Origin of the sequence: Streptomyces sp. NBC_01013, assembly GCF_045162765.1 — a bacterium.
Taxonomy (GTDB): Bacteria; Actinomycetota; Actinomycetes; order Streptomycetales; family Streptomycetaceae; genus Streptomyces.
Genome location: NZ_CP108687.1, coordinates 4,239,891 through 4,262,683 on the forward strand (window position 1 = coordinate 4,239,891; position 22,793 = coordinate 4,262,683).

A 22,793-nucleotide genomic window follows, 5' to 3' on the forward strand; every position below is an offset into this window, starting at 1 on the left:
CATGGCCGTGGAAAAGATGTCCATCGCGAAGGCGCTCAACGAGTCGCTGCGCAAGGCCCTCGACACCGACCCCAAGGTCCTCATCATGGGTGAGGACGTCGGCAAGCTGGGCGGGGTCTTCCGGATCACCGACGGACTCCAGAAGGACTTCGGCGAGGACCGGGTGATCGACACCCCGCTCGCCGAGTCCGGCATCGTGGGCACGGCGATCGGTCTCGCGCTGCGCGGATACCGGCCGATCGTGGAGATCCAGTTCGACGGCTTCGTCTTCCCCGCGTACGACCAGATCGTCACGCAGCTCGCGAAGATGCACGCCCGCTCGCTCGGCACGATCAAGCTGCCGGTCGTCGTGCGGATTCCGTACGGCGGCGGCATCGGCGCCGTGGAGCACCACAGCGAGTCGCCCGAGGCACTGTTCGCGCACGTCTCGGGCCTGAAGGTCGTCTCGCCGTCCAACGCGTCCGACGCGTACTGGATGATGCAGCAGGCCGTGCAGAGCGACGACCCGATCATCTTCTTCGAGCCGAAGCGCCGCTACTGGGACAAGGGTGAGCTCGACACCGAGTCCATCCCGGGCGGGCTGCACCGGGCGGCCGTGGCCCGCACGGGCACCGACCTCACGCTCGTCGCCTACGGCCCGATGGTGAAGGTCTGCCTGGAGGCCGCCGCGGCTGCCCAGGAGGAGGGGAAGTCGGTCGAGGTCGTGGACCTGCGCTCGATGTCCCCGATCGACTTCGACGCCATCCAGGCCTCGGTCGAGAAGACCGGCCGGCTGGTCGTGGTCCACGAGGCGCCGGTGTTCTACGGCTCCGGCGCGGAGATCGCCGCTCGCATCACGGAGCGCTGCTTCTACCACCTGGAGGCACCCGTGCTGAGGGTCGGCGGCTACCACGTCCCGTATCCGCCTGCCCGGCTGGAGGACGAGTACCTGCCGGGTCTCGACCGTGTGCTCGACGCCGTCGACCGCTCGCTGGCGTACTGAGGACGGGGACGTGACAACGATGACCGACACTTCCAACGCAGTTCGCTTCCGTGAGTTCAAGATGCCCGACGTGGGCGAGGGACTGACCGAGGCCGAGATCCTCAAGTGGTACGTCCAGCCGGGCGACACCGTCACCGACGGCCAGGTCGTCTGCGAGGTCGAGACGGCGAAGGCGGCGGTGGAGCTGCCCATCCCGTTCGACGGAGTGGTGCACGAGCTGCGCTTCCCCGAGGGCACGACCGTCGACGTCGGCCAGGTGATCATCACGGTGGACGTGGCGCCGGGTTCCGGCGACGACGCCCCCGCCGCGGCCGAGCCCGTGGCCGCCGCGGCGCCGGAGACCGAGGCCGAGCCGGAGGCGCCCAAGGGCCGCCAGCCCGTGCTGGTGGGATACGGCGTGGCCGAGTCCTCCACGAAGCGGCGCGCCCGCAAGGGCACGGAGGCGGCCCCGGCCGCCGCGTCCGCCGCGATCCAGGGCGAGATGAACGGGCACGGCCCCGCCGCCGTCCCCGAGGCCCGGCCGCTCGCCAAGCCGCCGGTCCGCAAGCTGGCCAAGGACCTGGGCATCGACCTGGCGACGGTCACCCCGACCGGCGAGGGCGGCATCATCACCCGCGAGGACGTGCACGCGGCGGCGACGCCGGCGCCCGCCCCCGCACCGGTGCAGACGGAGGCCCCGGCTCCGGCCGCGGCTCAGGTCGTGGCCGCCGCCCCGGTTGCGGCCGGTGCGCGGGAGACACGTATCCCCGTCAAGGGGGTACGGAAGGCCATCGCTCAGGCGATGGTCGGCAGCGCGTTCACCGCGCCGCACGTCACCGAGTTCGTGACCGTCGACGTGACGCGCACGATGAAGCTCGTGGCGGAGCTCAAGGAGGACAAGGACATGGCCGGGGTGCGGGTCAACCCGCTCCTGGTCATCGCCAAGGCCCTCCTGGTCGCGATCAAGCGGAACCCCGAGGTCAACGCCGCCTGGGACGAGGCGAACCAGGAGATCGTGCAGAAGCACTACGTCAACCTGGGCATCGCCGCCGCCACCCCGCGCGGACTGATCGTCCCGAACATCAAGGACGCGCACGAGCAGACGCTGCCGCAGCTCGCAGCGTCCCTGGGTGAGCTGGTCTCCACGGCCCGCGAGGGCAAGACGTCCCCCGCCGCGATGGCGGGCGGCACGGTGACCATCACCAACGTCGGCGTCTTCGGCGTCGACACGGGCACGCCGATCCTGAACTCGGGCGAGTCCGCGATCCTCGCGGTCGGCGCGATCAAGCTCCAGCCGTGGGTGCACAAGGGCAAGGTGAAGCCCCGTCAGGTGACCACGCTGGCCCTGTCGTTCGACCACCGTCTGGTCGACGGCGAGCTGGGGTCGAAGGTCCTGGCGGACGTCGCCGCGATCCTGGAGCAGCCGAAGCGGCTGATCACCTGGGGGTAGTGACCCCGGTCGTACGTGTATGAGGTGGGCCCGCGAGACGTTCGCGCGGGCCCATCGTCATGTCCGGTGGACGGGGGCGAGTGCGGGTGAAGGGGGCGGCCTCGTCGACGGAGTGCGGCAGACTACCGCCGCCCCGGCCCCGCTGCCGTAGCGGAGACAAGACGCGAACTGTCTCGTCGCCCGACTGATCCGAGGACTCCGCGCGCTGCCTGTCGCAGCCGGCCGAGGAGTTCGCCACCCGCATGATCGCCGGGGCGCTGGAGCAGGCGAACGGTATCTGAGGGGCCCGAAGCGCGGAATCCCCGGGCTATTTGTGCAGGCTGGGGCCCTGGGCGTGGACCAGCTCCCGCCAGGTGTCCTCGTCGGCCACGCCTGTGGCGGGCAGGCCGTGGGAGGACTGGAACTGCTTCAGGGACCGCATCGTCGAGGGGGTGTACGTCCCGGTGTTGTCGGTCGGCACCCCGGCGCGGTGGAGGAGGTACTGCACGGCGGTGACGGCGTCCGTCTCGGTGGTGCCGGAGTCGACCTGGATGATTAACAGTCTCCAGGTGTCCGGGCCCACCTTGCCGTCCGGGCTCAGCCCGTGGGCAGTTTGGAACTGGGTGACGGCGGCGGCAGTGGCGGGGCCGTAGTCGGCGTCGACCTTCACCGTGTACGTGTGGGCGCGCAGCAGCAGCTGCACCGTACGGGCGCCCCAGACGACGTGGCGCTTGCTGATGATCGGCCAGTCCGACGCCTTCGCCGTCCCGGTGGCGCCGGTGGCCGCTTTGGCGTCGTCGTCGCCGGGTGCCGGGGCCGCCCACCACACAAGCCCCCCGGCCACCAGGAGGAACAGCGTGGTGATGGCCAGCCCGGGCAGGGCGGCGGGGAGACGGATCCAGGGGCGGCGGGAGCGCGGGGGCGCGGGCGTCTCGGTGGTGGAGGCAGTGGCTTCGGTGGCGCCCGTGTCGGGTGTGGGGGCGGAGGGTTCCGTGTCCGACGGGCGGGCGGTCGTCGGGCGCTTGCGGCCGGGGGCGGCTTCGGCCGCCGCGTCGGCCAGGGCACAAGCCCGCCCTAGATCGGCCGCCGGGGCGCGCAGGACCTCGTGCAGACGCTCGACGATCCTGCGCGGTGCGTTGGAGGCGTGCGACGGATTCAGATAGCGCGAGAGTGTGGTCTGGTCGATCCCGAGCCGTTTGGCGAGCGACTGCTGGGTGGGTTTGTCGCGGCCGTCCCGTGCCGACGCCTCCCACCAGGACCTCAGGAGTTCGGCGAGGGTCCGTCCAGGCTGGGGCCCGTGGCCGGACCCCGTGGTCTCCGTCATGCGCCTCTCCGAAGCTTCCGTGTGCATAGCCGCAGGTCAACGCCGTGCATGAGGAGCATGCCTAGGCGCATCGACGCGCGGGACGCAGAGCGTAGTGAAAGCCGCGGTCCGTGCGTCACAGTTGAGGAGCGGCCGGCCCGAGAGCCCCGCGACCTCCACCCCGTTCCAGCCCCTTCGCAGGGGTGCTCCGGCCTGCGTGTTTCGCGGTCGAGAACGGACTGCGGGGCCCGTTCACCTCAAGGACAAGGAGTTCCACGTATGCATCCGACATCACCCGGACGAGTGCGTGCCGCACTGGCCGGAGCGGTCGTGGGAGCGTCACTGCTGACGCTCGGCGGCACCGCCCCGGCAGCCCAGGCCGCGCCGCCCTCGTCGTACCGGGTCACCGGTGTGGACACCAGCCACTACAACCACGAGCAGAGCGGGGGGAAGGGCACCGCGATCGACTGGAAGCGGGTGGCGGGCGGCCACAGCTTCGCTTTCCTCAAGGCCACCCAGGGCGTTTCGGGCAAGGACGGCTGGTTCGCCCGTGATTACGCCGCCGTCTCCAGGACCTCGCTGCTGCGCGCGCCCTACCACTTCTTCGATCCCCGGAACACGACCGACGGCACGGCACAGGCCCGTCACTTCGCCACGACCGTCCGGGCCGCCGGCTACCGGGGCGGCGGGACGGGCGAACTGCCGCCGGTCCTCGATGTGGAGAAGCTGCCCGCCAAGGGCGGCGGCGAAGTCTGCCCGAAGGTGCTGCGCTCCGAGCAGATCAGGGCGTTCCTGAACGAGGTGAAGAAGGAGTTCGGGGTCACCCCGATCGTTTACACCCGCGCGTCCTTCGTGAAGGAGTGCATGCGCGGCAAGGGCGAGGTGTTTGCCGGACATCCGCTCTGGGTCGCCCGGTACGGCAGCGGCGCGAAGGAACCTCAGCAGGTGCCCGGTACCGGTCGCGGCTGGACGTTCTGGCAATACACCGACCGTGCCCGCGTGGCGGGGATCGACGGTCCGGCCGACCGCAATGTCTTCCGGGGCAGCGCGGCGGACTTGCGGGCCCTCGGTGCCCGGAAAAGGAACGAGGTGCCGCTGCCACAGCCGTAAACGTCCCATCCCCTATCAACGTCACACCCGAACAAAGGAGTTCTCATGTCCAAGCGACCCGCGGCCCCTACCTTCACCCCTCCCCGTCTCGTGCACCGCACCGCCGCCCGTTTCCTGGCCGGCCTCGTCGCCGCAGCAGCCCTGACCACGCCCGTCGCCATGGCAGCCGACCGGCCCGCCGCCAAGGCAGATACCCGGGCATCCTTGGCCAGGCAGATCCTGGCCCAGAAGCAGATCAGCCTGGCCACGGTCCACCCGGGCGGGAAGCACGCGGGTTCGACGGTCCGGCAGAACATCGTCGACACGGCGAACGGCAAGGGAGCGCTCACCAGCCCCTGGGGGGACAAGCCGAACCGCCGGGTCGCGCTCGACCCGCGCATGCTGAACGGTCTGCTGAAGCTGCGGACCCAGTACGGCTTCCGCCTCTCTGTCTCCGAGATCGTGGGCGGTGACCACAGCAGCAACTCCCGGCACTACGCGGGGATCGCCTTCGACATCAACTACATCAACGGCCGCCACGTGGGCAGCGGCGCACCCCACAAGCAGGTCATGGCCGCCTGCAACAAGCTCGGCGCGACTGAGGTTCTCGGCCCCGGCAATACCGGTCATAGCCGCCACGTGCACTGCGCCTGGCCCCGCTGACCTGGGGCCCACCGGACCCGGACGCCGGTGCCCCGATGACCCCGAACGCCCCTCCTGCGGCAGACCGTCAGCCCACGGGCCGGCGGCCTGCCGTCGCGTCCGCTCCCTGCCCGAGGGTGAGTTCGGCGAAGACCGTCTTCCCGACAGTGCGTGGCTCGACGCCCCAGCGGTCGGCGAGCTGGGCGACGATGAGGAACCCGCGCCCGTAGCAGTCGTCGGCGCCCGCCTCGCGCAGTCCGGGGAGCCGTTCCCCGCGGGGGTCGCTGACCTCGATGCGGAGGGCCGTGGCGGTGAGGGTGAGGTCAACGCGGAAGAGTCGGCCTCGCATGCAGCCGTGCAATAAGGCGTTGGTCGCCAACTCGCTGACGAGGAGAGCGGCTTCGCCTGCGTGGCGGGGGTGGCCCCACTCGGCGACCAGGCGGGCGGCCCGCCGGCGAGCGAGCGTCACGCTGCGAGCCGTGGGGGTGTAGTCGAGGCGGTCCTCGTGGAGTGGGGGATCGGGTTCGGGGGTCGGGATCGCTTGGGCTGCGCTCATGGTCGCGCGCCTCTCTGTGAGGGTGCGGGCGGTGGCGATGCCGCGCCTGCGCCGGGCAGGGCGGTGCACTTCCGCCGGGTGACTCCGCTGGGTGAGCGGCGTGATGCCGAACGTAGCGAGCGGGCCCGGATGAGTGCAAGTGAAACGGGGACACTTGTCCCGAACGGGGGATGGCGGTCGACGACCCGCACTGCGGGAGGCCACACTGGTGCCGTGAATCGAGCGACTCCGCAAGGCAATAGGTCGTCAACTGTTCTTGGGCGCAGGCTCGGTAGCGAGCTGCTGCGCCTGCGTGACGCGTCCGGGAAGACGCAGCAGCAGGCTGCCCAGGTCATCAGTGCGACCAACTCGAAGATCGTGAAAATGGAGCGCGGGTGGGTCCCCATGAGGGACCCGGACATCCGTACTCTCTGCGAGTTCTACGGTCTTGAGGATGCGAAACCTGTCGGCCGCCTGCTGGAGGTGGCTCGGCTGGACCGGGAGCGCCGCAAGGCGAAGGGATGGTGGAATCAGTACCCGGAGCTGCGCTCCCTGGTTGAGTACGTTGCGCTCGAAGACATCGCGACGTCGGTCAGGACCTGGCAAGGAGCTTTCGTGCCGGGACTGCTCCAGACGCCGGACTACGCTCGGGCGCTTGCGGTCGGCAATGCGGACTGGGACGACCCGGACGAGATCGAGCGGTTCGTCGAAGCGAAGATTGCCCGACAGGCACGCCTCGCGGACGGAAGCCCGCTCATGCTGTGGGCGATCGTCTCCGAGGGCGCCCTGAGGCAGTTGGTCGGTGGGCGCGAGGTGATGCGAACGCAGTTGGAGCGTCTGGCGGAAGCGGCCGCCGAGCCAAATGTCACGGTGCAGGTTGTCCCCTTCCTGGCCGGCTCCCACCCAGGTATGACCAGCGCTTTTAGCGTCGTATCGTTCGGTGAACCAGGTGCGGTGGACGTGGTCTACATGGACACCACGTCGTCTACGCTGTGGCTGGAGAGCGAGACGGACGCCGCGCGCCACAACGTCACGTTCGGTCGCATCGCCAGAAACGGACTCGCTCCCCGCGATTCCATCGCTCTTATCGGGCGTATTCGCAAGGAGTTGTAGCCGTGCCGCGCTTCGAGTTCGTCAAGTCCAGCTACAGCAGTGGTAATGGCGAATGCGTCGAGGTCGCCCGCAACATCCCCCACACCGTCGCCGTCCGCGACTCCAAGGCCCCGCACGGCCCCGTCCTTCTCCTCGCCCCCGCCGCGTGGGACGCCTTCCAGGCCGGCCTGCGCCGGGCGTAGGGGCAGAACGGGGGACATCCCCCGGTCGATCCACCAGCCCGCCGGATGTCGCCCCCGCGCGCGGTCCGCGATCGTCGATCCCCTGACGCAGATCGCGTACGGGGAGAGGAACACCTTGCGACACGGGATTTCCAGGGCGGCAACCGCACTCGTGGCACTGGCCCTTGCCGGTGGGGCGATCGTGCCCGCCGCCGCGGCGCCACGGCCCGCCGTGGACGGCGTCTGGCGCGTGAACGGCTACGGCACCGTCCTGTCGATCGCGCACGGGCGGCTTCAGGAGTACCAGACCACCGCGCTGGGCTGCATCGAGGGCGAGCCCGCGAAGCAGACGGCACCGGGTGTGTACAGGTCCGGTGACGGGACGCTCCTCACGGTGCGGGCGTCCGGGTCATTGCGGCTGTCCGGTTCGGCCGGGTACCGGGAACTGCACCGGCTCGACAGGCTCCCGGCGGCATGTGCGCAGCCCGCATCCGGGGACGACCCGACGACGACGTTCGACGTCTTCTGGCAGTCCTTCGAGGAGAACTACCCCTTCTTCGCCGCCAAGGGCATCGACTGGCATGCCGTACGGGACACGTACCGGCCGAAGGTGCACGCCGACACGTCCAGGGACGAACTCTTCACCCTCTTCAGCGAGATGGTGAAGCCGCTGTACGACGCGCACGTCACCGTCTTCGACGGCGAGCGGCGCTTCTCCCAGGTCCGTCCGGGCACAGCCGTGATCGGCGAGGAGCTGGACACCAAGGTCAAGGACTACGTCGTGCGGAGCGACCTGGACGGCAAGCCGCTGCGGGAGTTCGGGAACGGCCGGATCAGTTATGCGGATCTGCCCGGCGGGCAGGGGTATCTGCGGCTCTCCGGGTTCGCCGGCTACAGCAGCGAGGAGGGGCATGAGTACGCCGCGGAGTCGGCCGAGCTCGACAAGGCGCTGGACGCGGTGTTCACCGCCGAGCGCACGGCCGCGCTGACCGGGCTCGTCATCGACCTGCGGATCAACGGGGGCGGAGCCGACGCCCTCGGCCTGCACCTTGCCGGGCGCCTGACCGACTCCTCGTACACCGCCTACCGCAAGCGCACCCAGTACACCTGGCCGCAGCCCGTCCCCGTGGAGCCCGCTCGCGGCGTCCCCCGTTACGGCGGTCCGGTCGCCGTACTGACGGCTGCGACGACGTTCAGCGCGGGCGAGACGTTCACCCAGGCCCTCATCGACCGGCCCGGCAGGACCGTCCGCATCGGGCAGAACACGCAGGGCGTCTTCTCCGACACCCTGGACCGCACGCTGCCGGGCGGCATGGCGGTCTGGCTCCCGAACGAGGAGTTCCTCACCCGCCGAGGACAGACCTTCGACGGCGCGGGCATCCCGCCCCACATCCGTACACCGGTCTTCACCGAGGAGGAGTTCGCGACGGACCGGGACTCGGCCTTCGACGCGGCGGTCGCGGTGCTCCGGGAGCAGAAGCTGTCGTGAGACACCACGCGCCCTTCCGGTGTGTCGGGTTACGGGTCTGTCCCAGCGGGCGGCAGCCGCGATGGAGTGCGGGAACCCTGCCGGGAAGTGCCCTCCCGGCAGGCCTGGCGGGGTCCGCCGGTTCGGCGCACCTGGCGCGGAGGGGCGTTTTGGCAGTCTGTGCGTGTAACAGGCACGTCTTGGGCGGTGGTTCGGCGGAACGGGGCGGCGGGCCCACCGGTCTAGTGGACCAGTAACGCCCGTTCGTACCGGACCCGTACGGAGCGGCCGGTCCCGTTCACCGATGCTGAGGAAGAAATGATGCGCGCTCGCAGGATCACCTTCGCCGCCCTGGTCGTTGCCGCCGGTCTCTCGCTCACCGCCTGCCAGAACGAAGACGACGCCACGGGGGCGAGTGACCCGTCGTCCGCGTCCTCGGCCTCCGCCGCGTCCTCCTCGGGAGGCGGTTCGGGCTCGGGCGGCTCCGCCGGCACCGATTCCGACGGGAAGGACACGGCCGGCGGGTCCGGCTCCGGCTCCGGGTCCGACTCCGGCGGCAACGCCACGACCCCCAAGTGCACCACCGACGGGCTGAAGATCACGGCGCAGGACAACTTCATCGATGGCGACCCGGATGGCACCGTCGTGGTGGCGCTGACCAACGGCAGCGGCGCCGACTGCGTGATCTCCGGGTTCGCGGGTGTCGACCTGAAGACCAACGCGGGGGGACATCTCCGCCACGCGCAAGGGCGAGCCCGGTGACCCGTACATCCTCAAGAACGGCAAGGAGATCGACTTCTCCGTCAGCTACCCGCTCAACGAGACGGGTGGTTCCGGCGTCCGCATCACGGGGCTGGTGGTGACCCCGCCCAACGAGACGAAGTCGGTCACCCTCGACTGGCCGGGCAAGGGCTCGCTGCCCGCTTCGGACAGCCCCGAGGGTGCGCAGGTGCTGGTGGGCCCGATCGGCAGCGCCGGCCAGGGCGGCTGACCCGGCTGGTCCGGGGCGTTCGTGGATCGCGCATCAGGCTTTCCGCGGTGACCGTGAGGAGCCGTCGGCCGATGGCTCACCGAGCGCACCTGGTGAGCCGTGCGGTCCCCGGCGGTCACGACCGGGCCGGCGGAGGCCGACGACGACGCCCGCGGTGACGAGCAGGGCGCCCACGACGTCGGCGGGGCCCGCCCGGCCGAGGCCCAGGGCGACGGTGGTGAGCAGTGCACCCACGGGTACGAGGCCGGCGAAGAGGCCCGCGCGGTCGGCGCCGAGCCGGCGCAGCGCGTCGTACCAGAGGAAGAAGGCGGCCGCGGTGACGATGGCGCCGAGGTAGACGAAGGCGGCGCCCTCACCGGGGGCGGGCAGCCGCAGGGCGTCCGTGCCTTCCAGCGCGAGGCTCGCGGCCAGCAGCAGGGGCACGGACAGAGCGGCGGGATAGGCGGCGACCCGAAGCGGGCCGATCCTCGGCAGCAGTGGGATGGCGAGCAGGGAGAAGGCCACCTCGCAGACGAGCGCGCCCAGGGACAGCAGGAGTCCCCGCAGGCTGCCCGAGCCGAGGCCGGCGGCGACTGCTGCGCCGAGTGCGACCACGAGCGCGGCGCCGACGGTGTGGACGGCCGGACGGCGGCGCTCCATCAAGGGCCCGAGGAGGGCGAGGACGAGGGGGACGGCGCCGACCACTGTGCCGATCATGGCGGGGCCGGCGTGCCGGGTGGCTTCGACGAGGAAGAGATTGAACCCGGCCAGGCCGGTGGCGGCCAGTGCGGCCAGGAGTACGAGGTCACGTGCCGTCAGGCGGACGCGGGGCAGACGCTGGTGGCGCACCACGGCGAGCAGGATCGTCGCGGCGAGTGCATAGCGCAGGGCCTGTCCTGCTAAGACCGGATAGTCGGCGATGGTGGCGGAGACGGCCGTCGAGGTGCCGACGAGCAGCATGGCCGAGGCGGCGCCGACGGGGGCGGACTTCATGCTGCGTGCTCCCGCTGCGTCGAGGCGGTGGCCGACGGGGCGGCGAGGACCTTACGGGTGACGCGTTCGGCCATGGCCGCGACCATGGTGCGGGGGCGGCGGGGTGTCAGATGGGCGCCCAGGGAGTTGCTGAGGCCCGGGGCGACATAGCCGCGGTCGCGGTCGAGCGCGCGCAGGGCGGCACGTACGACGGGTTCCGGGGTGGTCATGGAGCCGGTGACGGCGGCTTTCCGGGTGCCTATGGTCTCGAAGAACGCGGTCTCGACCGGGCCCGGGCACAGGGTGAGCACGCGGATGCCGCGCCCGCGGTACTCCTGACGCAGGGCGAGGCCGAAGTTGAGGACGAAGGCCTTGGACGCGGCGTAGACGGCGAAGTACGGGGACGGCTGGAAGGCGGCGTTGGACGCGACGTTGACGACCGCGCCGCTGCCGCGCTCCAGCATGCCGGGCAGCAGCAGGTGGGTCAGGTCGACGAGGGCGACGACGTTGACCATGAGCTGGTCGTGGTCGCGGGCCCAGGAGATCTCGTCGAAGTGGCCGCAGGTGCCGAAGCCGGCGTTGTTGACCAGTAGATCGACGCTCAGATGGCGTTCCGTCAGCTCGTCCGCGATCCGACGGGCTGCGTCCGGCTCGGCGAGGTCCTGGACCAGCACATGGGCCCGGACGCCGTAACGGGTGGTCAGGCGCACGGCCAGCGCGGCGAGCCGGTCGCCGGACCGCGCCACCAGGATCACCTCGTGGCCCTGGGCGGCGAGTTGCTCGGCGAACTCCGCGCCGAGGCCGGACGACGCTCCGGTGATGAGGGCGGTGCTGTGCATGAGTTCCTCCTTCGATCGGTGGCAACTGAGACGTGACAGTACTAGTAGTTCGGTTAAACGCAACAAGGGTGACGCAAATAAGGATGGGATTGCATCCTGGATGTACTGTGTTTCAGGTCAAGTGGGCGATGGGGAGGCGTGATGGGCGACATGGCGGCACGATCGTTGCGGGCGGACGCGGAGCGCAGCGTGCGTGCGGTCCTGGAGGCGGCCGAGCGGGTGCTCGCCGAGAACCCGGGGGCGTCCATGGAGCAGATCGCCGCGGCCGCGGGAGTGGCCCGGACGACGGTCCACCGGCGGTTCGCCAATCGGCAGTCACTGATCGAGGCGCTGGCGCTGTCCGCGGCCCGCCAGCTGGCCCAGGCGGTGGACGACGGCAGGCCGGACACCGCGCCGCCCCTGGTGGCGATGCACCGGATCACGGCCAATGTGCTTCAGGTCAAGGGGGCTTGGGCGTTCGCCCTGGGGCTGCCGGCGGAGCCGGGCAGTGAGGCCGCCGTCCTTCAGCAGGACATCGACCGCCGCTGCGTCGCCGTGCTGCAGCGGGCTCAGGCCGACCAGGTCATCGACGGGGCGGCCGACCTGGAGTGGGTGCGCCGCGTGTACTACGCGCTCATCGGGGAATCCCTGCGCGGCAACGCGGACGGTGCCGACCCGGACGCGCTCGCCGCTCGGATCATCGACACCTTGCTGCGCGGCGCGGGGCCGCGCGCCTGAAGCGGGGGCACTGCTCGGACCGGTACCGCGGCCGGTACCGCGCGAAGTTCCCGGCTCGTGCGAGGTGGCGCGGGCCGGGATGCGTACGCGAAGGTGCCCGGTTCGTGCGAAGCCGTACGCGGCAGGACGCAGAAGTGCCCGGCGCATGCGAGGTCGCACGCGCCGGGCACCTTCGTCCCGCTGGGCTACTTCTTGAAGCCGTAGTCCATGAGCTTCTTCGCGTCCGCGGTGCGGGTCGCCTCCGAGGTGGAGGTCAGGACCGTACCGATGACCGTCTTGCCGTTACGGGTCGCGGCGAAGACCAGGCAGTACTTGGCCACGGCGCCCGAGCCGGTCTTCACGCCGATCGCGCCGCTGTAGGTGCCCAGCAGCTTGTTCGTGTTGGTCCACGACATGTAGCGGTAGCCGCCGCTCTTCGTCGTGACCTTCTGCTTCGTCGACTTCGTCTTCACGACCGTGCGGAACGTGGAGTACTTCATCGCGCTGCTTGCGATCTTCGTCAGGTCCTTCGGGGTCGAGTAGTTGGACCCGTTCCCTATGCCGTCGAAGGAGTCGAAGTGCGTGTTCTTCAGGCCGAGGGTCTTGGCCGTGCTGTTCATCTTTCCGATGAACGACTTCACCCGGGCCGCGCGCGTGGTGCCCGAGCCGAACTTGTCGGCCAGGGCGTAAGCGGCGTCACAGCCGGACGGCAGCATCAGGCCGTACAGCAGCTGACGGACCGTGACCTTGTCGCCCACGATGAGGCGGGCCGAGGACGCGCCCTTGGCGACGATGTAGTCGCTGTACGCCTTCTGGATCGTGACCTTGGAATCCAGGTTGAGGCCCTTCGTGGCCAGCACCACCCGGGCGGTCATGATCTTCGTGGTGGAGCCGGTCGAGCGACGGGTGTCCGCGGCCTTGCTGAACAAGGACTTCCCGGTGCCGTTGTTCATCACGTAGCCGCCCTTGGCGACGAGCGTGGGAGCCGGCGGAGTGGCGGCCTGTGCCGTGGAGGCGAACGCGCCGCCCGCGACGACGGCACCTGCGGTGAGGGCCACCGTGGCGGTGGCGGATGCGCGCCTTATGCGCTGAATGCCGAGTTTCAAGTTGAATGCTCCAAATGCGCCTGGAATGCGGCCACATAGGGGTGCCGCGCGCTGATGAGACCGATGGGGCCGATAAATGGTTGTGGCGTTTGAGGGGTGATTTCTGACGACATCCGGGGGCTCCGATTCCGGTTCGCGTGCAGGAGGTGTGCGGCGGGCAGTGCGTTGCGTGGGCGGCGCAGGGGCGGGTGGTGCTGGGTGCGGGGCGGGCAGAGGGCGGGCGGCGCTCGGCGCAGGCGGCGCTCGGTGTGGGCGGTACTCGCCGCGGGCGTCCGAATCGTGGAAGGCGTCCCACGTTGCGTGCATGTTGTATCTATGCTGTGTCCATGCCTGCCCCAGCTTCGTCCCCCGTCCGCCCGCCCGTGAAGCGGCCGCCCGCCGCCGAGCGCGTCTACACCCACGTCAAGGACGCCGTCCTGGACCGCCGCTACGAGGGCGGGACGCTCCTGACCGAGGGGGACCTCGCGGAGGCCGTGGGGGTCTCCCGCACTCCCGTACGCGAGGCGCTGCTGCGGCTGGAGGTGGAGGGGCTGATCAAGCTCTACCCGAAGAAGGGCGCCCTGGTGCTCGCGGTGTCCGCCCAGGAGATCGCCGACGTCGTGGAGACCCGACTGCTCGTCGAGGAGTTCGCCGTGCGCAAGGCGATGCCCGCCTCGGCGAAGCTGATCGCCCGGCTGGAGGAGCTCCTGGAGGAGCAGCGGCAGTTGTCGGATGCCGGTGACCTGGCGGCCGTTTCCGTGAAGGACCGCTGCTTCCACGCGGAGATCGTCCGTCACGCGGGCAACGAGATCCTGTCCCGCCTCTACGACCAGCTGCGCGACCGTCAGCTGCGGATGGGAGTCGCTGTCATGGAGGCCCACCCCGGCAGGATCGCCGCCAACATCGCCGAGCACGGCGAGCTCCTGGAGGCGATCAGGGCCGGTGACGCGGACGGTGCCGCGCAGGTCGTGCGCAGCCATGTCAGCCGGGTCAAGGTGCTGGTCCGGGGTGAGGGCCGGTGAGCTCCGCCGCCCCCACTCTGTCCCTGCCCGGTGATCCGCCCGGCGGCCGGCGCGCCGCCTGGGTCTGGGGCATCGGTGTCGCCGTCTACTTCGTCGCGATCATCTTCCGTACCAGCCTGGGGGTCGCCGGTCTCGACGCTGCCGACCGCTTCGACGTCAACGCCTCGGCGCTCTCCACCTTCTCCATCCTCCAACTGCTGGTCTACGCGGGCATGCAGATACCCGTCGGCCTGATGGTCGACCGGCTCGGCACCAAGAAGGTGCTCGCGCTGGGAGCCGCGCTGTTCACCCTCGGACAGCTCGGCTTCGCGCTCTCCCCCTCGTACGGGACCGCCCTGGCCTCCCGCGCCCTGCTGGGCTGTGGCGACGCGATGACGTTCATCAGCGTGCTGCGGCTCGGTGCGCGCTGGTTCCCGGCCCGTCGCGGCCCGCTCATCGGTCAGGTCGCCGCCCTCTTCGGCATGGCGGGCAACCTCATCTCCACCCTGGTCATCGCCCGGGCGCTGCACGGCTTCGGCTGGACCACCACCTTCGTCGGCAGTTCGGTGGCCGGAGTCGTGGTGCTCGTGCTGCTCCTGCTCTTCCTCAAGGACCACCCCGAGGGGTTCGAGCCGCCGCCCGCGGAGCACGCCGGCGCGACGTACGTGCGCAAGCAGATCGCCGCCGCCTGGCGCGAGCCCGGCACCCGGCTCGGGATGTGGGTGCACTTCACGACGCAGTTCCCCGCCATGGTGTTCCTGCTGCTGTGGGGAATGCCGTTCCTGGTGGAGGACCAGGGGCTGAGCCGGGGTACCGCGGGGGAGCTGCTCACCCTGGTGGTGCTCTCCAACATGGCCGTCGGCCTCGTCTACGGGCAGGTCATCGCCCGCCACCACGCGGCCCGGATCCCTCTCGCCCTCGGAACGGTCGGGATGACGGCGCTGCTGTGGGCGTCGGTCATCCTCCGCCCCGGTACGCACGCGCCGATGTGGCTGCTGATCACCCTGTGCCTGGTGCTCGGCGCCTGCGGCCCCGCCTCGATGATCGGCTTCGACTTCGCACGCCCGGCCAACCCGCCGGAGCGCCAGGGCACCGCATCGGGCATCGTCAACATGGGAGGCTTCATCGCCTCCATGACCACCCTGTTCGCCGTCGGTGTGCTGCTGGACGCCAGTGGCGACAACTACCGCATCGCCTTCTCCTCGGTGTTCGTCCTGGAGACGCTCGGCGTCGTGCAGATTCTGCGGCTGCGCCGGAGGGCCGCGCACCGAGAGCGGGAGCACCATGTGGTCAGCCGCGTGGAAGCGGTGCACGTGCCCGTCTGACCGCCACGGCGGCGCGCCCGGCCCCCGCTGCCGGGGCGGGCGTCGCCGTAGGCGGTCGTTACGGGGTGACGGCGAAGTGCTGCAGGATGGCGGCCGCCAGGTCCTGATCGCCCTCGGCCTTGATCCGGTCCGCCACCGCACTCGCCCGCACCCGCCCGCAGGCCAGGCGGACGTACGTCTCCCAGTCCATCGCCAGCGTCACCGCGGGCCCCAGCGACGGCGCACCGTCCACCGAACCGCGGCCCTCCGCGTCGACCCTGACCGTGCGCAGGAACTCCACCGGCCCGTGCACATCGAGCACCACGGCCGAATGGGGCGGTGCGCCCGCGTCCTTGGCCACGACCTTCGGCAGCGCCAGCAGCAGCGTGTCCCGGACGATCGCGGAGCCGGGGGAATCCAGATTCCCGGGCTTGCCCAGCGCCGTGCGCAGATCCTGCTCGTGCACCCAGACGTCGAAGGCGCGCATCCGTAGGGCCAGTTCGAGGGTCTGCTCGGCGCCGAGCGGCGCCCGCGTCATGGTCTCCGGGGCGCGCGTCTCGTTGCGCAGCTGACGGGCCCGGCGGATGATCGTGTACTCCAGCTCGGAGGTCATCTCCGGGGCGGTGTGGTGGCGCCGTACGTCCACCTGCATCTCCATGTACCGGGCGAAGTCGCTCTGCACGTGGTAGAGGTCGCGCGGCAGGGTGTGGATGGGCCGCGGGTCACCGAGCTGCTCGCACTCCATACCGATGATGTGCGAAACGATGTCGCGCACCGACCAGTTGGGGCATGGCGTACGACCGTTCCACTCCCCCTCGGTGAGCGGGCTCACCAGCTCGGCTATCGACTCGATGGAGTGGGTCCAGGCGTCGGCGTAGGTCTGGAGGCTGGGATGGACGGTCACGGGACCCCTCGTGCGGTTCTGCGGTGCATGGGCTGGAGAGCTGGGCGCGGACGGCGGGCTGCGGGCGGCGATGAGGTTTGCTGGCTAAGTTACGCTGCGAGCAGGCACCCCGGCAGTGCTTTCGTGTGACGATCGTAGGCCCGTGTTGACGGCTCGAATGCCAGGACGGTGGTAGTGTGCGCGCCTCCCTCATCCAGATCGCAGTAGACCCGGACGAATCCATCAATTCCCGTAGGGAGCGCGCGGCTTCGCTGGTCGTGGCCCACCAGGGTGCGGATCTGGTCGTCCTTCCCGAGCTCTGGCCGGTCGGAGCCTTCGCCTATACGGAATTCGAGGCCGAGGCCGAGCCGCTGCACGGCCCCACGCACGAGGTGATGGCCAAGGCCGCCGCCGAGGCCGGGGTCTGGCTGCACGCGGGCTCCTTCGTCGAGCGCGCCGACGACGGCACGCTCTACAACACCACGCTCGTCTTCACGCCCGAGGGTGAGCGGGCCGCCGCGTACCGCAAGATCCACCGCTTCGGTTTCGACAAGGGCGAGGCGGTCATGATGGGCGCCGGCGACGAGCTGGTGACGCTCGGCCTCCCGCTGACCACGCTCGGCCTCGCCACCTGCTACGACCTGCGCTTCCCCGAGATGTTCCGTGGGCTCGTCGACGCCGGGGCGGAGACCCTCGTCATCGCGGCCGGCTGGCCGGAGCGCCGTCGCGCCCACTGGACACTGCTCGCCCAGGCCCGGGCCGTCGAGAACCAGGCATACGTTCTGGCCGTCGGCTCCGCCGGCACCCACGCAGGTGTTCAGCAGGCGGGCCACAGCATCGTCGTCGACCCGTGGGGCGAGGTGCTCGCCGAGGCCGGCGCGGACGAGGAGGTGCTGACGGTGGAGTTCGACCCGGCCAGGGTCGCCGCCACGCGGGAGCAGTTCCCCGCGCTCAAGGACCGCCGGCTGGGTCTCGCCCGGCCGATGGGCCGGGCGTAGGCGCCGAGCGTCCGGTAGGCCCCCTGTTTCACGTGAAACAGGGGCCCGCCCCCCTCAGTCCTCGTGCTCCTTCTCCGCGAGGACGATCACGCACACCGCCACGGCGATCAGCAGCCCCGCATCGGCGTCCTCGCGCAAGATGTCGATCCCGTACGTGTCCCGCACGGTCAGCCAGCGGCGCGAGATCTGGGCCAGCAGCTCCCCGTCGTAGTCCACCGCGAACTCGCGGTCCAGGATCTTGCCGCTGACGTCGAGCTCGGTGCCGTCCACCAGGGTCACGCGGTAGTGGTTGCGCAGCAGCGACAGCCGCTTCCGCTTGACCTTGGCGAGCTGTTCGCCGTCCCGCTCGATGAGCATCGTGTCGCGCAGGCTGAGCAGCTTCTGCTTGATCTCCACGACGATCCGGCCCTGTGCGTCCTTCAGCTCGAAGGTGTCGCGCATCCGCATGGCCTTGCCGTCGACGAGGAAGACCTTGCGGCCGTCCGCGTCCTCGATCCAGTAGTCGTCGCCGATGCCGAACAGTCGCTCACGCACGAGAAGTCTCATGGCTCACAGGTTCCCCGAGCCCCCGGCGGAATGTGTGGACGCCACGGTGATGTTGACTCTTCACATGGCAACACGTGCGCGCGTCAGGGCCCCCGAACTGATCGGCAAGGGCGGCTGGCTCAATACAGGAGACCGGCAGTACACCCTCGCTGACCTGCGAGGGCGCATTGTGATCTTGGATTTTTGGACGTTCTGCTGTGTGAACTGTCTGCATGTCCTCGATGAGCTGCGCGAGCTGGAGGAGAAGCACCGCGACACCGTGGTGATCATCGGCGTGCACTCGCCGAAGTTCGTCCACGAGGCGGAGCACCAGGCCGTCGTCGACGCGGTCGAGCGGTACGAGGTCCACCACCCGGTGCTCGACGACCCCGAGCTCGCCACCTGGAAGCAGTACGCCGTCCGAGCCTGGCCGACGCTCGTCGTCGTGGACCCCGAGGGCTATGTGGTCGCCCAGCACGCCGGTGAGGGCCACGCCCACGCCATCGAGAAGCTGGTGGAGGAGCTGGAGGACGAGCACGCCGCGAAGGGCACCCTGCGCCGGGGCGATGGACCTTATGTGGCCCCCGAGCCGGTCGCCACGCATCTGCGCTTCCCCGGTAAGGCCCTGCTGCTCGCCGACGGCGGCTTCCTGGTCTCCGACACCACCCGTCACCGGCTGGTCGAGCTGGACGCGGACGGCGAGACCGTCCGGCGCCACTTCGGTTCGGGCGAGCGCGGGCTCGTGGACGGCGGCCCCGAGGACGCCCGGTTCAGCGAGCCGCAGGGGCTGGCGCTGCTGCCCGACGGGCGGATCGCCATCGCCGACACGGTCAACCACGCGATCCGCGCCCTGGACCTCGCGACCGGTACGACGACCACGCTCGCGGGCACCGGCCGCCAGTGGTGGCAGGGCGCACCCACCAGCGGCGCGGGCCACGAGGTCGACCTCTCCTCGCCGTGGGACGTCGCATGGTTCGGCGGCCGGCTGTGGATCGCCATGGCGGGCGTGCACCAGCTGTGGACGTACGACCCCGAGGGCGGCACCGTGCGGGTCGCGGCCGGCACCACGAACGAAGGGCTCGTCGACGGTCCCGCCGCGGAGGCCTGGTTCGCCCAGCCGTCCGGACTCGCGGCGACGGAGGACCGGCTGTGGGTCGCCGACTCGGAGACGTCCGCGCTGCGGTACGTCGACGTGGACGGCGCCGTCCACACCGCCGTCGGTACGGGGCTCTTCGACTTCGGCCACCGCGACGGGGCTGCCGCACAGGCACTCCTCCAGCACCCGCTGGGGGTCACCGCGCTGCCGGACGGGTCCGTCGCCGTCTGCGACACGTACAACCACGCCCTGCGCCGCTACGACCCGGCGAGCGGTGAGGTCACGACGCTGGCCACGGATCTGCGCGAGCCCAGCGACGCCGTGCTCGTCGACGGCGATCTCGTGGTCGTCGAATCCGCCCGGCACCGGCTGACCCGGCTGCGGCTGCCCGACGAGGCGGTACGGGTCGCGGACCAGGCGCACCGGACCCAGCGCGCGGCGACCGCGATCGCCCCCGGCACACTCCGGCTGGACGTCGTGTTCCAGGCGCCCGCCGGTCAGAAGCTCGACACCCGGTACGGGCCCTCGACCCGGCTGCTGGTCTCCTCGACCCCGCCGGAGCTGCTGGCGGGGGGCGAGGGTGCGGGCACCGACCTCTTCCGCGACCTGGTCCTCGCCGACGGCGTCACCGAGGGCGTTCTGCACGTCTCCGCGATGGCCGCGTCCTGCGACGACGACCCGGCGAACGAGTACCCGGCCTGCCACGTCCACCAGCAGGACTGGGGCGTTCCCGTCAGCGTGAGCGCCGAGGGGGCGTCGCGACTGCCGCTGGTGCTCGCCGGCATGGACGAGCAGGGCTGAGAGACCCGGGGGCCGGGGTGGCCGAGGCGTCACCGCCCCCCCGGCCTCCCCCTCACCCGTCGCCCGCGAGCCGCCGGAGCGCTTCCTCGTACCGCCGCACGTACTCCGGCGCCGCGACCACCCGCAGCAGCGCCTCCAGGGCCCGCGCTGCGCCCTCGTCGTACCCGGCGCGCTCGGCCTCCGCCGCCGCCAGATCCAGCAGCCGGACTCCCTCGTCCTCCGCGCCCAGGGCGAGCTGCGCCTCGCCGCTCACGGTCGTCAGCAGCACCCGGCGGGCCGCCTCCTCGTGCTCGGGCCCCAGCTCGAAGGCGGCGCGTGCGGAGTCCAGGGCATCTTGCGGGCGTCCCGCGGTGAGCTGCATGCGGGCGAGGTGCTGGAGGGCGAGCATCTCGGTGTGAGCGTCGGGTTCCTTCCTGGCCAGCTCCAGGGCCTGTTCGCAGCCCTCCAGTGCCACGTCGAGACCGCCCTGCTCGGCCTGGACGATCGCCAGGTTGATCAGCGCCGTCGCCTCGCCGAGCAGGTCACCGGTCTGCCGGGCGAGTCCCGGTGAAGGCTCCAGCAGGGCAACGGCCTCGGCGGTCCTGCCCTCCTCCGACAGCACCCAGCCCAGCAGATTACGCACCCGGGACTCGGCGTACGGGTCTCGGAGGGCGACCGCCGCGGCCAGGGCCACTTCCAGCATCGGGGCCCAGCCGTCGCGCGCCCGCCACACCACGAGCGGCCACTGGAGCAGGATGATCCGCCAGGCCCGGTCCTCCAGACCGGCAGCGCGGGCAGCGGCGGCGGCCAGAGCGAGGTCGTCGCGCTCGGCCGCGAGCCAGTCCATCGCCGCGGCCCGGTCGGTGAAGTCCCGCACGGCAGCGGGCCGGTGGAAGCCGTCGGGCAGCATGAAGCAGGGCTCGCCCCCGGGTTCCGCGGTGTCCGCGGCGGCGAGCGCGGTGGCGATGTAGTGGTCGAGCACGCCGGCCAGCGCCTCGGGCCCGGCCGTGGGGTCGAGCCCACGGGCGTAGAGGCGCACGAGATCGTGCAGTATCCATCGCCCGGGCCCGGCCTCGGTGACCAGATGGGCGGCGGCGAGCCGCTCCAGCGCGGCCGCGGCGGCGCCGGGATAGCTGCCCGCGAGGGCGGCGGCCGTGTACGGGTCGAAATGGCTGCCCGGGTGGTGGCCGAGCCGGCTGAAGTGGTGGACGGCGTCCGGCGGCAGCTGCTGCACGGTCAGTCGCAGTGCGGCGGAGACCCCCGTGTCCTCCACGGCGAGATAGGTCAGCCGGCTGCGTTCGTCGGCCAGCTCGTCGGCCATGTCCGCGAGCGTCCACTGCGGGCGGCCCGCCAGCCTGGCCGCCGTGACCCGCAGGGCGAGGGGCAGTCCGCCGCAGAGTACGGCGAGCCGCCGGGCGGCGGCCGGTTCGGCGATGACCCGTTCCTCGCCCAGCACCCCGGCCAGGAGCGCGGTGCCGTCCGGCGGTTCGAGCACGTCCAGCGGCACCGGCACGGCGGCGTCCGAGGCGATGAGGCCCTCCAGCCGGTGCCTGCTGGTGATCAGCGTGACGCAGTCGGCGCCACCCGGCAGTAGCTGCCTGACCTGCGCGGAGTCGCGGACGTTGTCGAGAACGACGAGGACGCTGAGCCGGTCGGTCAGGGAGCGGAACAGCGCCGCGGCCCCCGCGACGGACTCCGGGACCCGGCGGGGGGCGACGCCGAGCGCGAGCAGGAACTCGCGCAGGACTTCGAGGGGGGTCGGCTCACCGGTGTCGCTGAATCCGCGCAGGTCGGCGTAGAGCCGCCCGTCCGGGAAGGCGGCGGGGGACCGGCGGGCCCAGTGCAGGGCCAGCGCGGTCTTGCCCACTCCGGCCGGTCCGGTGACCAGGCAGATGGGTGCCTCGCCCGCCGCGGCCCGGGAGAGCGCGGTGAGTTCGGTGCTGCGTCCGTGGAAGCCTCGGGGAGCCCGGGGCAGCAGATCGGTGGGGTGCGGCACGGTGCCCGGCTGCGGTGGGAGCGGGACGCGCGGGGAGCGGGACGGTGCGGCGGGGGCCTCGGCGAGGGTGGGCGCGGGTGAGGCGCCGCCGCGCATACCGGGATCGCGGTGAGCGGTGGGAGCCGGCACGACGCCCCCGGCCACCGTCCTGACCCCGGCCCCGGGATTCCCGGCGTCCCTGGTGTCCGCCGGGTCCGGGTCGCCGCGCAGGATCTGCGCGTACGCGTCGGCCAGCTCGCGCCCCGGGTCGATGCCCAGCTCGTCCGCGAGCAGCCGCCGGGTGCGGTGGAACCGGTCCAGCGCCTCGGACTGCCGCCCCGACCGGTACAGGGCCGTCATCAGGGCCGCGGCGAGGGATTCCCGCAGCGGGTGGGCGGTGACCTCGGCCCTCAGCACCGCAGCGGCGCGGTGGTGCTCTCCCAGCACGGCGTACGCCCGCGCCAGCTGCTCGACCGTCGTCAGCCGGGACTCCTCCAGCGCTTGGGCGGCGGCCTGGAGCGGAGCGCTGGCGTACGTACCGGTGAGTGCGGGCCCCTGCCAGAGCGACAGGGCCTCCTTCAGCATGAGCACGGTGTCGGCGGGGCTGCGCTGCTCCCGGGCCAGCATCAGCAGTTCCTCGAACCGCTGGGAGTCCAGCAGGGTCTCCGGCGCGCGCAGCATGTACGCGTCGCCGAGTGTGGCCAGCTCGACCCCGTACGCCTCCGCGTCCGCACTCATCAGCAGGGCGCGCAGCCGCGAGACGTGGCCCTGGATGACGGTGCGGGCGTGCAGCGGTGGGGAGTCGTCCCACAGGCAGTCCGTCAACCGTGCCATGGAGACGGGTGTGTTGGCGCGCAGCAGCAGTGCGGCGAGCAGGCTGCGGCGCTTGGCGGGGCCGAGTGGCAGCGGCCCGGTCAGCGTGTCGACGCAGACCGTGCCGAGCAACCGGAACTCCACGAGCGGCTCCC

General features: G+C 71.3%; 20 protein-coding genes and 1 pseudogene. 13 read left to right on the forward strand and 8 right to left on the reverse strand.

Going from position 1 to position 22,793, the window contains the following annotated elements:
* Position 1: 1 nt before the first annotated feature.
* Together OG538_RS18380 and OG538_RS18385 are read left to right on the forward strand one after the other, a co-directional pair.
* Positions 2–982, forward strand: coding sequence for an alpha-ketoacid dehydrogenase subunit beta (locus OG538_RS18380; protein ID WP_406094899.1), 981 nt, complete (start codon positions 2–4; stop codon positions 980–982).
* A gap of 10 nt (positions 983–992) precedes the next feature.
* Positions 993–2,411 carry a dihydrolipoamide acetyltransferase family protein gene (locus tag OG538_RS18385; RefSeq protein WP_406094901.1) on the forward strand — a complete coding sequence of 473 codons (1,419 nt, stop codon included), beginning with the start codon at positions 993–995 and terminating at the stop codon, positions 2,409–2,411.
* A 307-nt stretch (positions 2,412–2,718) separates the two neighbouring features.
* Here OG538_RS18385 and OG538_RS18390 read toward each other — a convergent pair whose 3' ends face one another.
* Entirely contained in the window at positions 2,719–3,714 is a 996-nt protein-coding gene (locus OG538_RS18390) for a peptidoglycan-binding protein (RefSeq protein WP_406094903.1), read from the reverse strand.
* A gap of 258 nt (positions 3,715–3,972) precedes the next feature.
* Here OG538_RS18390 and OG538_RS18395 point away from each other — a divergent pair, with 258 nt between their 5' ends.
* Positions 3,973–4,803, forward strand: a complete 831-nt coding sequence (locus OG538_RS18395; protein WP_406094905.1) for a glycoside hydrolase family 25 protein — start codon at positions 3,973–3,975, stop codon at positions 4,801–4,803.
* A 45-nt stretch (positions 4,804–4,848) separates the two neighbouring features.
* Entirely contained in the window at positions 4,849–5,445 is a 597-nt protein-coding gene (locus OG538_RS18400; RefSeq protein WP_406094907.1) for a hypothetical protein, read from the forward strand.
* Between the two features lie 67 nt (positions 5,446–5,512).
* Here the strand turns inward: OG538_RS18400 and OG538_RS18405 are convergent, their stop codons facing one another.
* Positions 5,513–5,980, reverse strand: a complete 468-nt coding sequence (locus OG538_RS18405) for an ATP-binding protein (RefSeq protein WP_406094908.1) — start codon at positions 5,978–5,980, stop codon at positions 5,513–5,515.
* A 213-nt stretch (positions 5,981–6,193) separates the two neighbouring features.
* Between OG538_RS18405 and OG538_RS18410 the strand changes: the two genes are divergently transcribed.
* The 4 genes and pseudogenes from OG538_RS18410 (at position 6,194) to OG538_RS18425 (ending at position 9,692) form a co-directional block, all read left to right on the forward strand.
* Entirely contained in the window at positions 6,194–7,072 is an 879-nt protein-coding gene (locus OG538_RS18410; protein ID WP_406094910.1) for a helix-turn-helix domain-containing protein, read from the forward strand.
* 2 nt (positions 7,073–7,074) lie between these two features.
* Positions 7,075–7,254: a DUF397 domain-containing protein gene (locus OG538_RS18415; protein WP_406094912.1), complete on the forward strand. Its 180-nt coding sequence runs from the start codon at positions 7,075–7,077 to the stop codon at positions 7,252–7,254.
* 115 nt (positions 7,255–7,369) lie between these two features.
* Positions 7,370–8,722, forward strand: coding sequence for a S41 family peptidase (locus OG538_RS18420; protein WP_406094914.1), 1,353 nt, complete (start codon positions 7,370–7,372; stop codon positions 8,720–8,722).
* A gap of 300 nt (positions 8,723–9,022) precedes the next feature.
* Positions 9,023–9,692 (forward strand): annotated as a pseudogene (locus OG538_RS18425) (DUF4232 domain-containing protein).
* Positions 9,693–9,725: 33 nt separating this feature from the next.
* Here OG538_RS18425 and OG538_RS18430 read toward each other — a convergent pair.
* Positions 9,726–10,664 (reverse strand): DMT family transporter, encoded by a 939-nt coding sequence (locus OG538_RS18430; RefSeq protein WP_406094916.1) that lies wholly within the window; start codon positions 10,662–10,664, stop codon positions 9,726–9,728.
* The gene (locus tag OG538_RS18435; RefSeq protein ID WP_406094918.1) at positions 10,661–11,482 is read right to left on the reverse strand and encodes an SDR family NAD(P)-dependent oxidoreductase; all 822 of its coding nucleotides are present in this window, start codon (positions 11,480–11,482) and stop codon (positions 10,661–10,663) included. Before OG538_RS18435 ends, OG538_RS18430 begins: the two co-directional genes overlap by 4 nt.
* 141 nt (positions 11,483–11,623) lie before the next feature.
* On the opposite strand from OG538_RS18435, the gene OG538_RS18440 reads away from it, so the two are divergent.
* Complete coding sequence (locus tag OG538_RS18440; RefSeq protein WP_406094920.1) at positions 11,624–12,199, forward strand: TetR/AcrR family transcriptional regulator; 576 nt, start codon at positions 11,624–11,626, stop codon at positions 12,197–12,199.
* A gap of 185 nt (positions 12,200–12,384) precedes the next feature.
* Here OG538_RS18440 and OG538_RS18445 read toward each other — a convergent pair whose 3' ends face one another.
* Positions 12,385–13,284, reverse strand: coding sequence for a D-alanyl-D-alanine carboxypeptidase family protein (locus tag OG538_RS18445; protein ID WP_406094922.1), 900 nt, complete (start codon positions 13,282–13,284; stop codon positions 12,385–12,387).
* Between the two features lie 326 nt (positions 13,285–13,610).
* Between OG538_RS18445 and OG538_RS18450 the strand changes: the two genes are divergently transcribed.
* A complete protein-coding gene (locus tag OG538_RS18450) occupies positions 13,611–14,285 on the forward strand; it encodes a GntR family transcriptional regulator (protein WP_406094924.1) in 675 nt (224 codons plus the stop codon).
* Entirely contained in the window at positions 14,282–15,589 is a 1,308-nt protein-coding gene (locus OG538_RS18455; RefSeq protein ID WP_406094926.1) for a nitrate/nitrite transporter, read from the forward strand. The genes OG538_RS18450 and OG538_RS18455 overlap by 4 nt, the downstream gene beginning before the upstream one ends.
* 58 nt (positions 15,590–15,647) lie before the next feature.
* Here the strand turns inward: OG538_RS18455 and OG538_RS18460 are convergent, their stop codons facing one another.
* A complete protein-coding gene (locus OG538_RS18460; protein WP_406094928.1) occupies positions 15,648–16,472 on the reverse strand; it encodes a maleylpyruvate isomerase family mycothiol-dependent enzyme in 825 nt (274 codons plus the stop codon).
* Between the two features lie 176 nt (positions 16,473–16,648).
* Between OG538_RS18460 and OG538_RS18465 the strand changes: the two genes are divergently transcribed.
* Positions 16,649–17,449 carry a carbon-nitrogen family hydrolase gene (locus OG538_RS18465; protein WP_406094930.1) on the forward strand — a complete coding sequence of 267 codons (801 nt, stop codon included), beginning with the start codon at positions 16,649–16,651 and terminating at the stop codon, positions 17,447–17,449.
* A gap of 54 nt (positions 17,450–17,503) precedes the next feature.
* Here the strand turns inward: OG538_RS18465 and OG538_RS18470 are convergent, their stop codons facing one another.
* Positions 17,504–17,995: an LURP-one-related/scramblase family protein gene (locus tag OG538_RS18470; RefSeq protein WP_406094932.1), complete on the reverse strand. Its 492-nt coding sequence runs from the start codon at positions 17,993–17,995 to the stop codon at positions 17,504–17,506.
* 64 nt (positions 17,996–18,059) lie between these two features.
* On the opposite strand from OG538_RS18470, the gene OG538_RS18475 reads away from it, so the two are divergent.
* Entirely contained in the window at positions 18,060–19,871 is a 1,812-nt protein-coding gene (locus tag OG538_RS18475; protein ID WP_406094934.1) for an NHL domain-containing thioredoxin family protein, read from the forward strand.
* A gap of 52 nt (positions 19,872–19,923) precedes the next feature.
* On the opposite strand, the gene OG538_RS18480 is transcribed toward OG538_RS18475, so the two are convergent.
* A complete protein-coding gene (locus OG538_RS18480; protein ID WP_406094936.1) occupies positions 19,924–22,782 on the reverse strand; it encodes a BTAD domain-containing putative transcriptional regulator in 2,859 nt (952 codons plus the stop codon).
* Between the last annotated feature and the right edge of the window lie 11 nt (positions 22,783–22,793).

Excerpts from the sequence above, each read along its gene's own strand:
- OG538_RS18380 (WP_406094899.1), top strand. The coding sequence starts at position 2 with ATGGCCGTGGAAAAGATGTCCATCGCGAAGGCGCTCAACGAGTCGCTG.
- OG538_RS18390 (WP_406094903.1), bottom strand. The coding sequence starts at position 3,714 with ATGACGGAGACCACGGGGTCCGGCCACGGGCCCCAGCCTGGACGGACC.
- OG538_RS18395 (WP_406094905.1), top strand. The coding sequence starts at position 3,973 with ATGCATCCGACATCACCCGGACGAGTGCGTGCCGCACTGGCCGGAGCG.
- OG538_RS18400 (WP_406094907.1), top strand. The coding sequence starts at position 4,849 with ATGTCCAAGCGACCCGCGGCCCCTACCTTCACCCCTCCCCGTCTCGTG.
- OG538_RS18405 (WP_406094908.1), bottom strand. The coding sequence starts at position 5,980 with ATGAGCGCAGCCCAAGCGATCCCGACCCCCGAACCCGATCCCCCACTC.
- OG538_RS18430 (WP_406094916.1), bottom strand. The coding sequence starts at position 10,664 with ATGAAGTCCGCCCCCGTCGGCGCCGCCTCGGCCATGCTGCTCGTCGGC.
- OG538_RS18435 (WP_406094918.1), bottom strand. The coding sequence starts at position 11,482 with ATGCACAGCACCGCCCTCATCACCGGAGCGTCGTCCGGCCTCGGCGCG.
- OG538_RS18440 (WP_406094920.1), top strand. The coding sequence starts at position 11,624 with ATGGGCGACATGGCGGCACGATCGTTGCGGGCGGACGCGGAGCGCAGC.
- OG538_RS18450 (WP_406094924.1), top strand. The coding sequence starts at position 13,611 with ATGCCTGCCCCAGCTTCGTCCCCCGTCCGCCCGCCCGTGAAGCGGCCG.
- OG538_RS18470 (WP_406094932.1), bottom strand. The coding sequence starts at position 17,995 with ATGAGACTTCTCGTGCGTGAGCGACTGTTCGGCATCGGCGACGACTAC.
- OG538_RS18475 (WP_406094934.1), top strand. The coding sequence starts at position 18,060 with ATGGCAACACGTGCGCGCGTCAGGGCCCCCGAACTGATCGGCAAGGGC.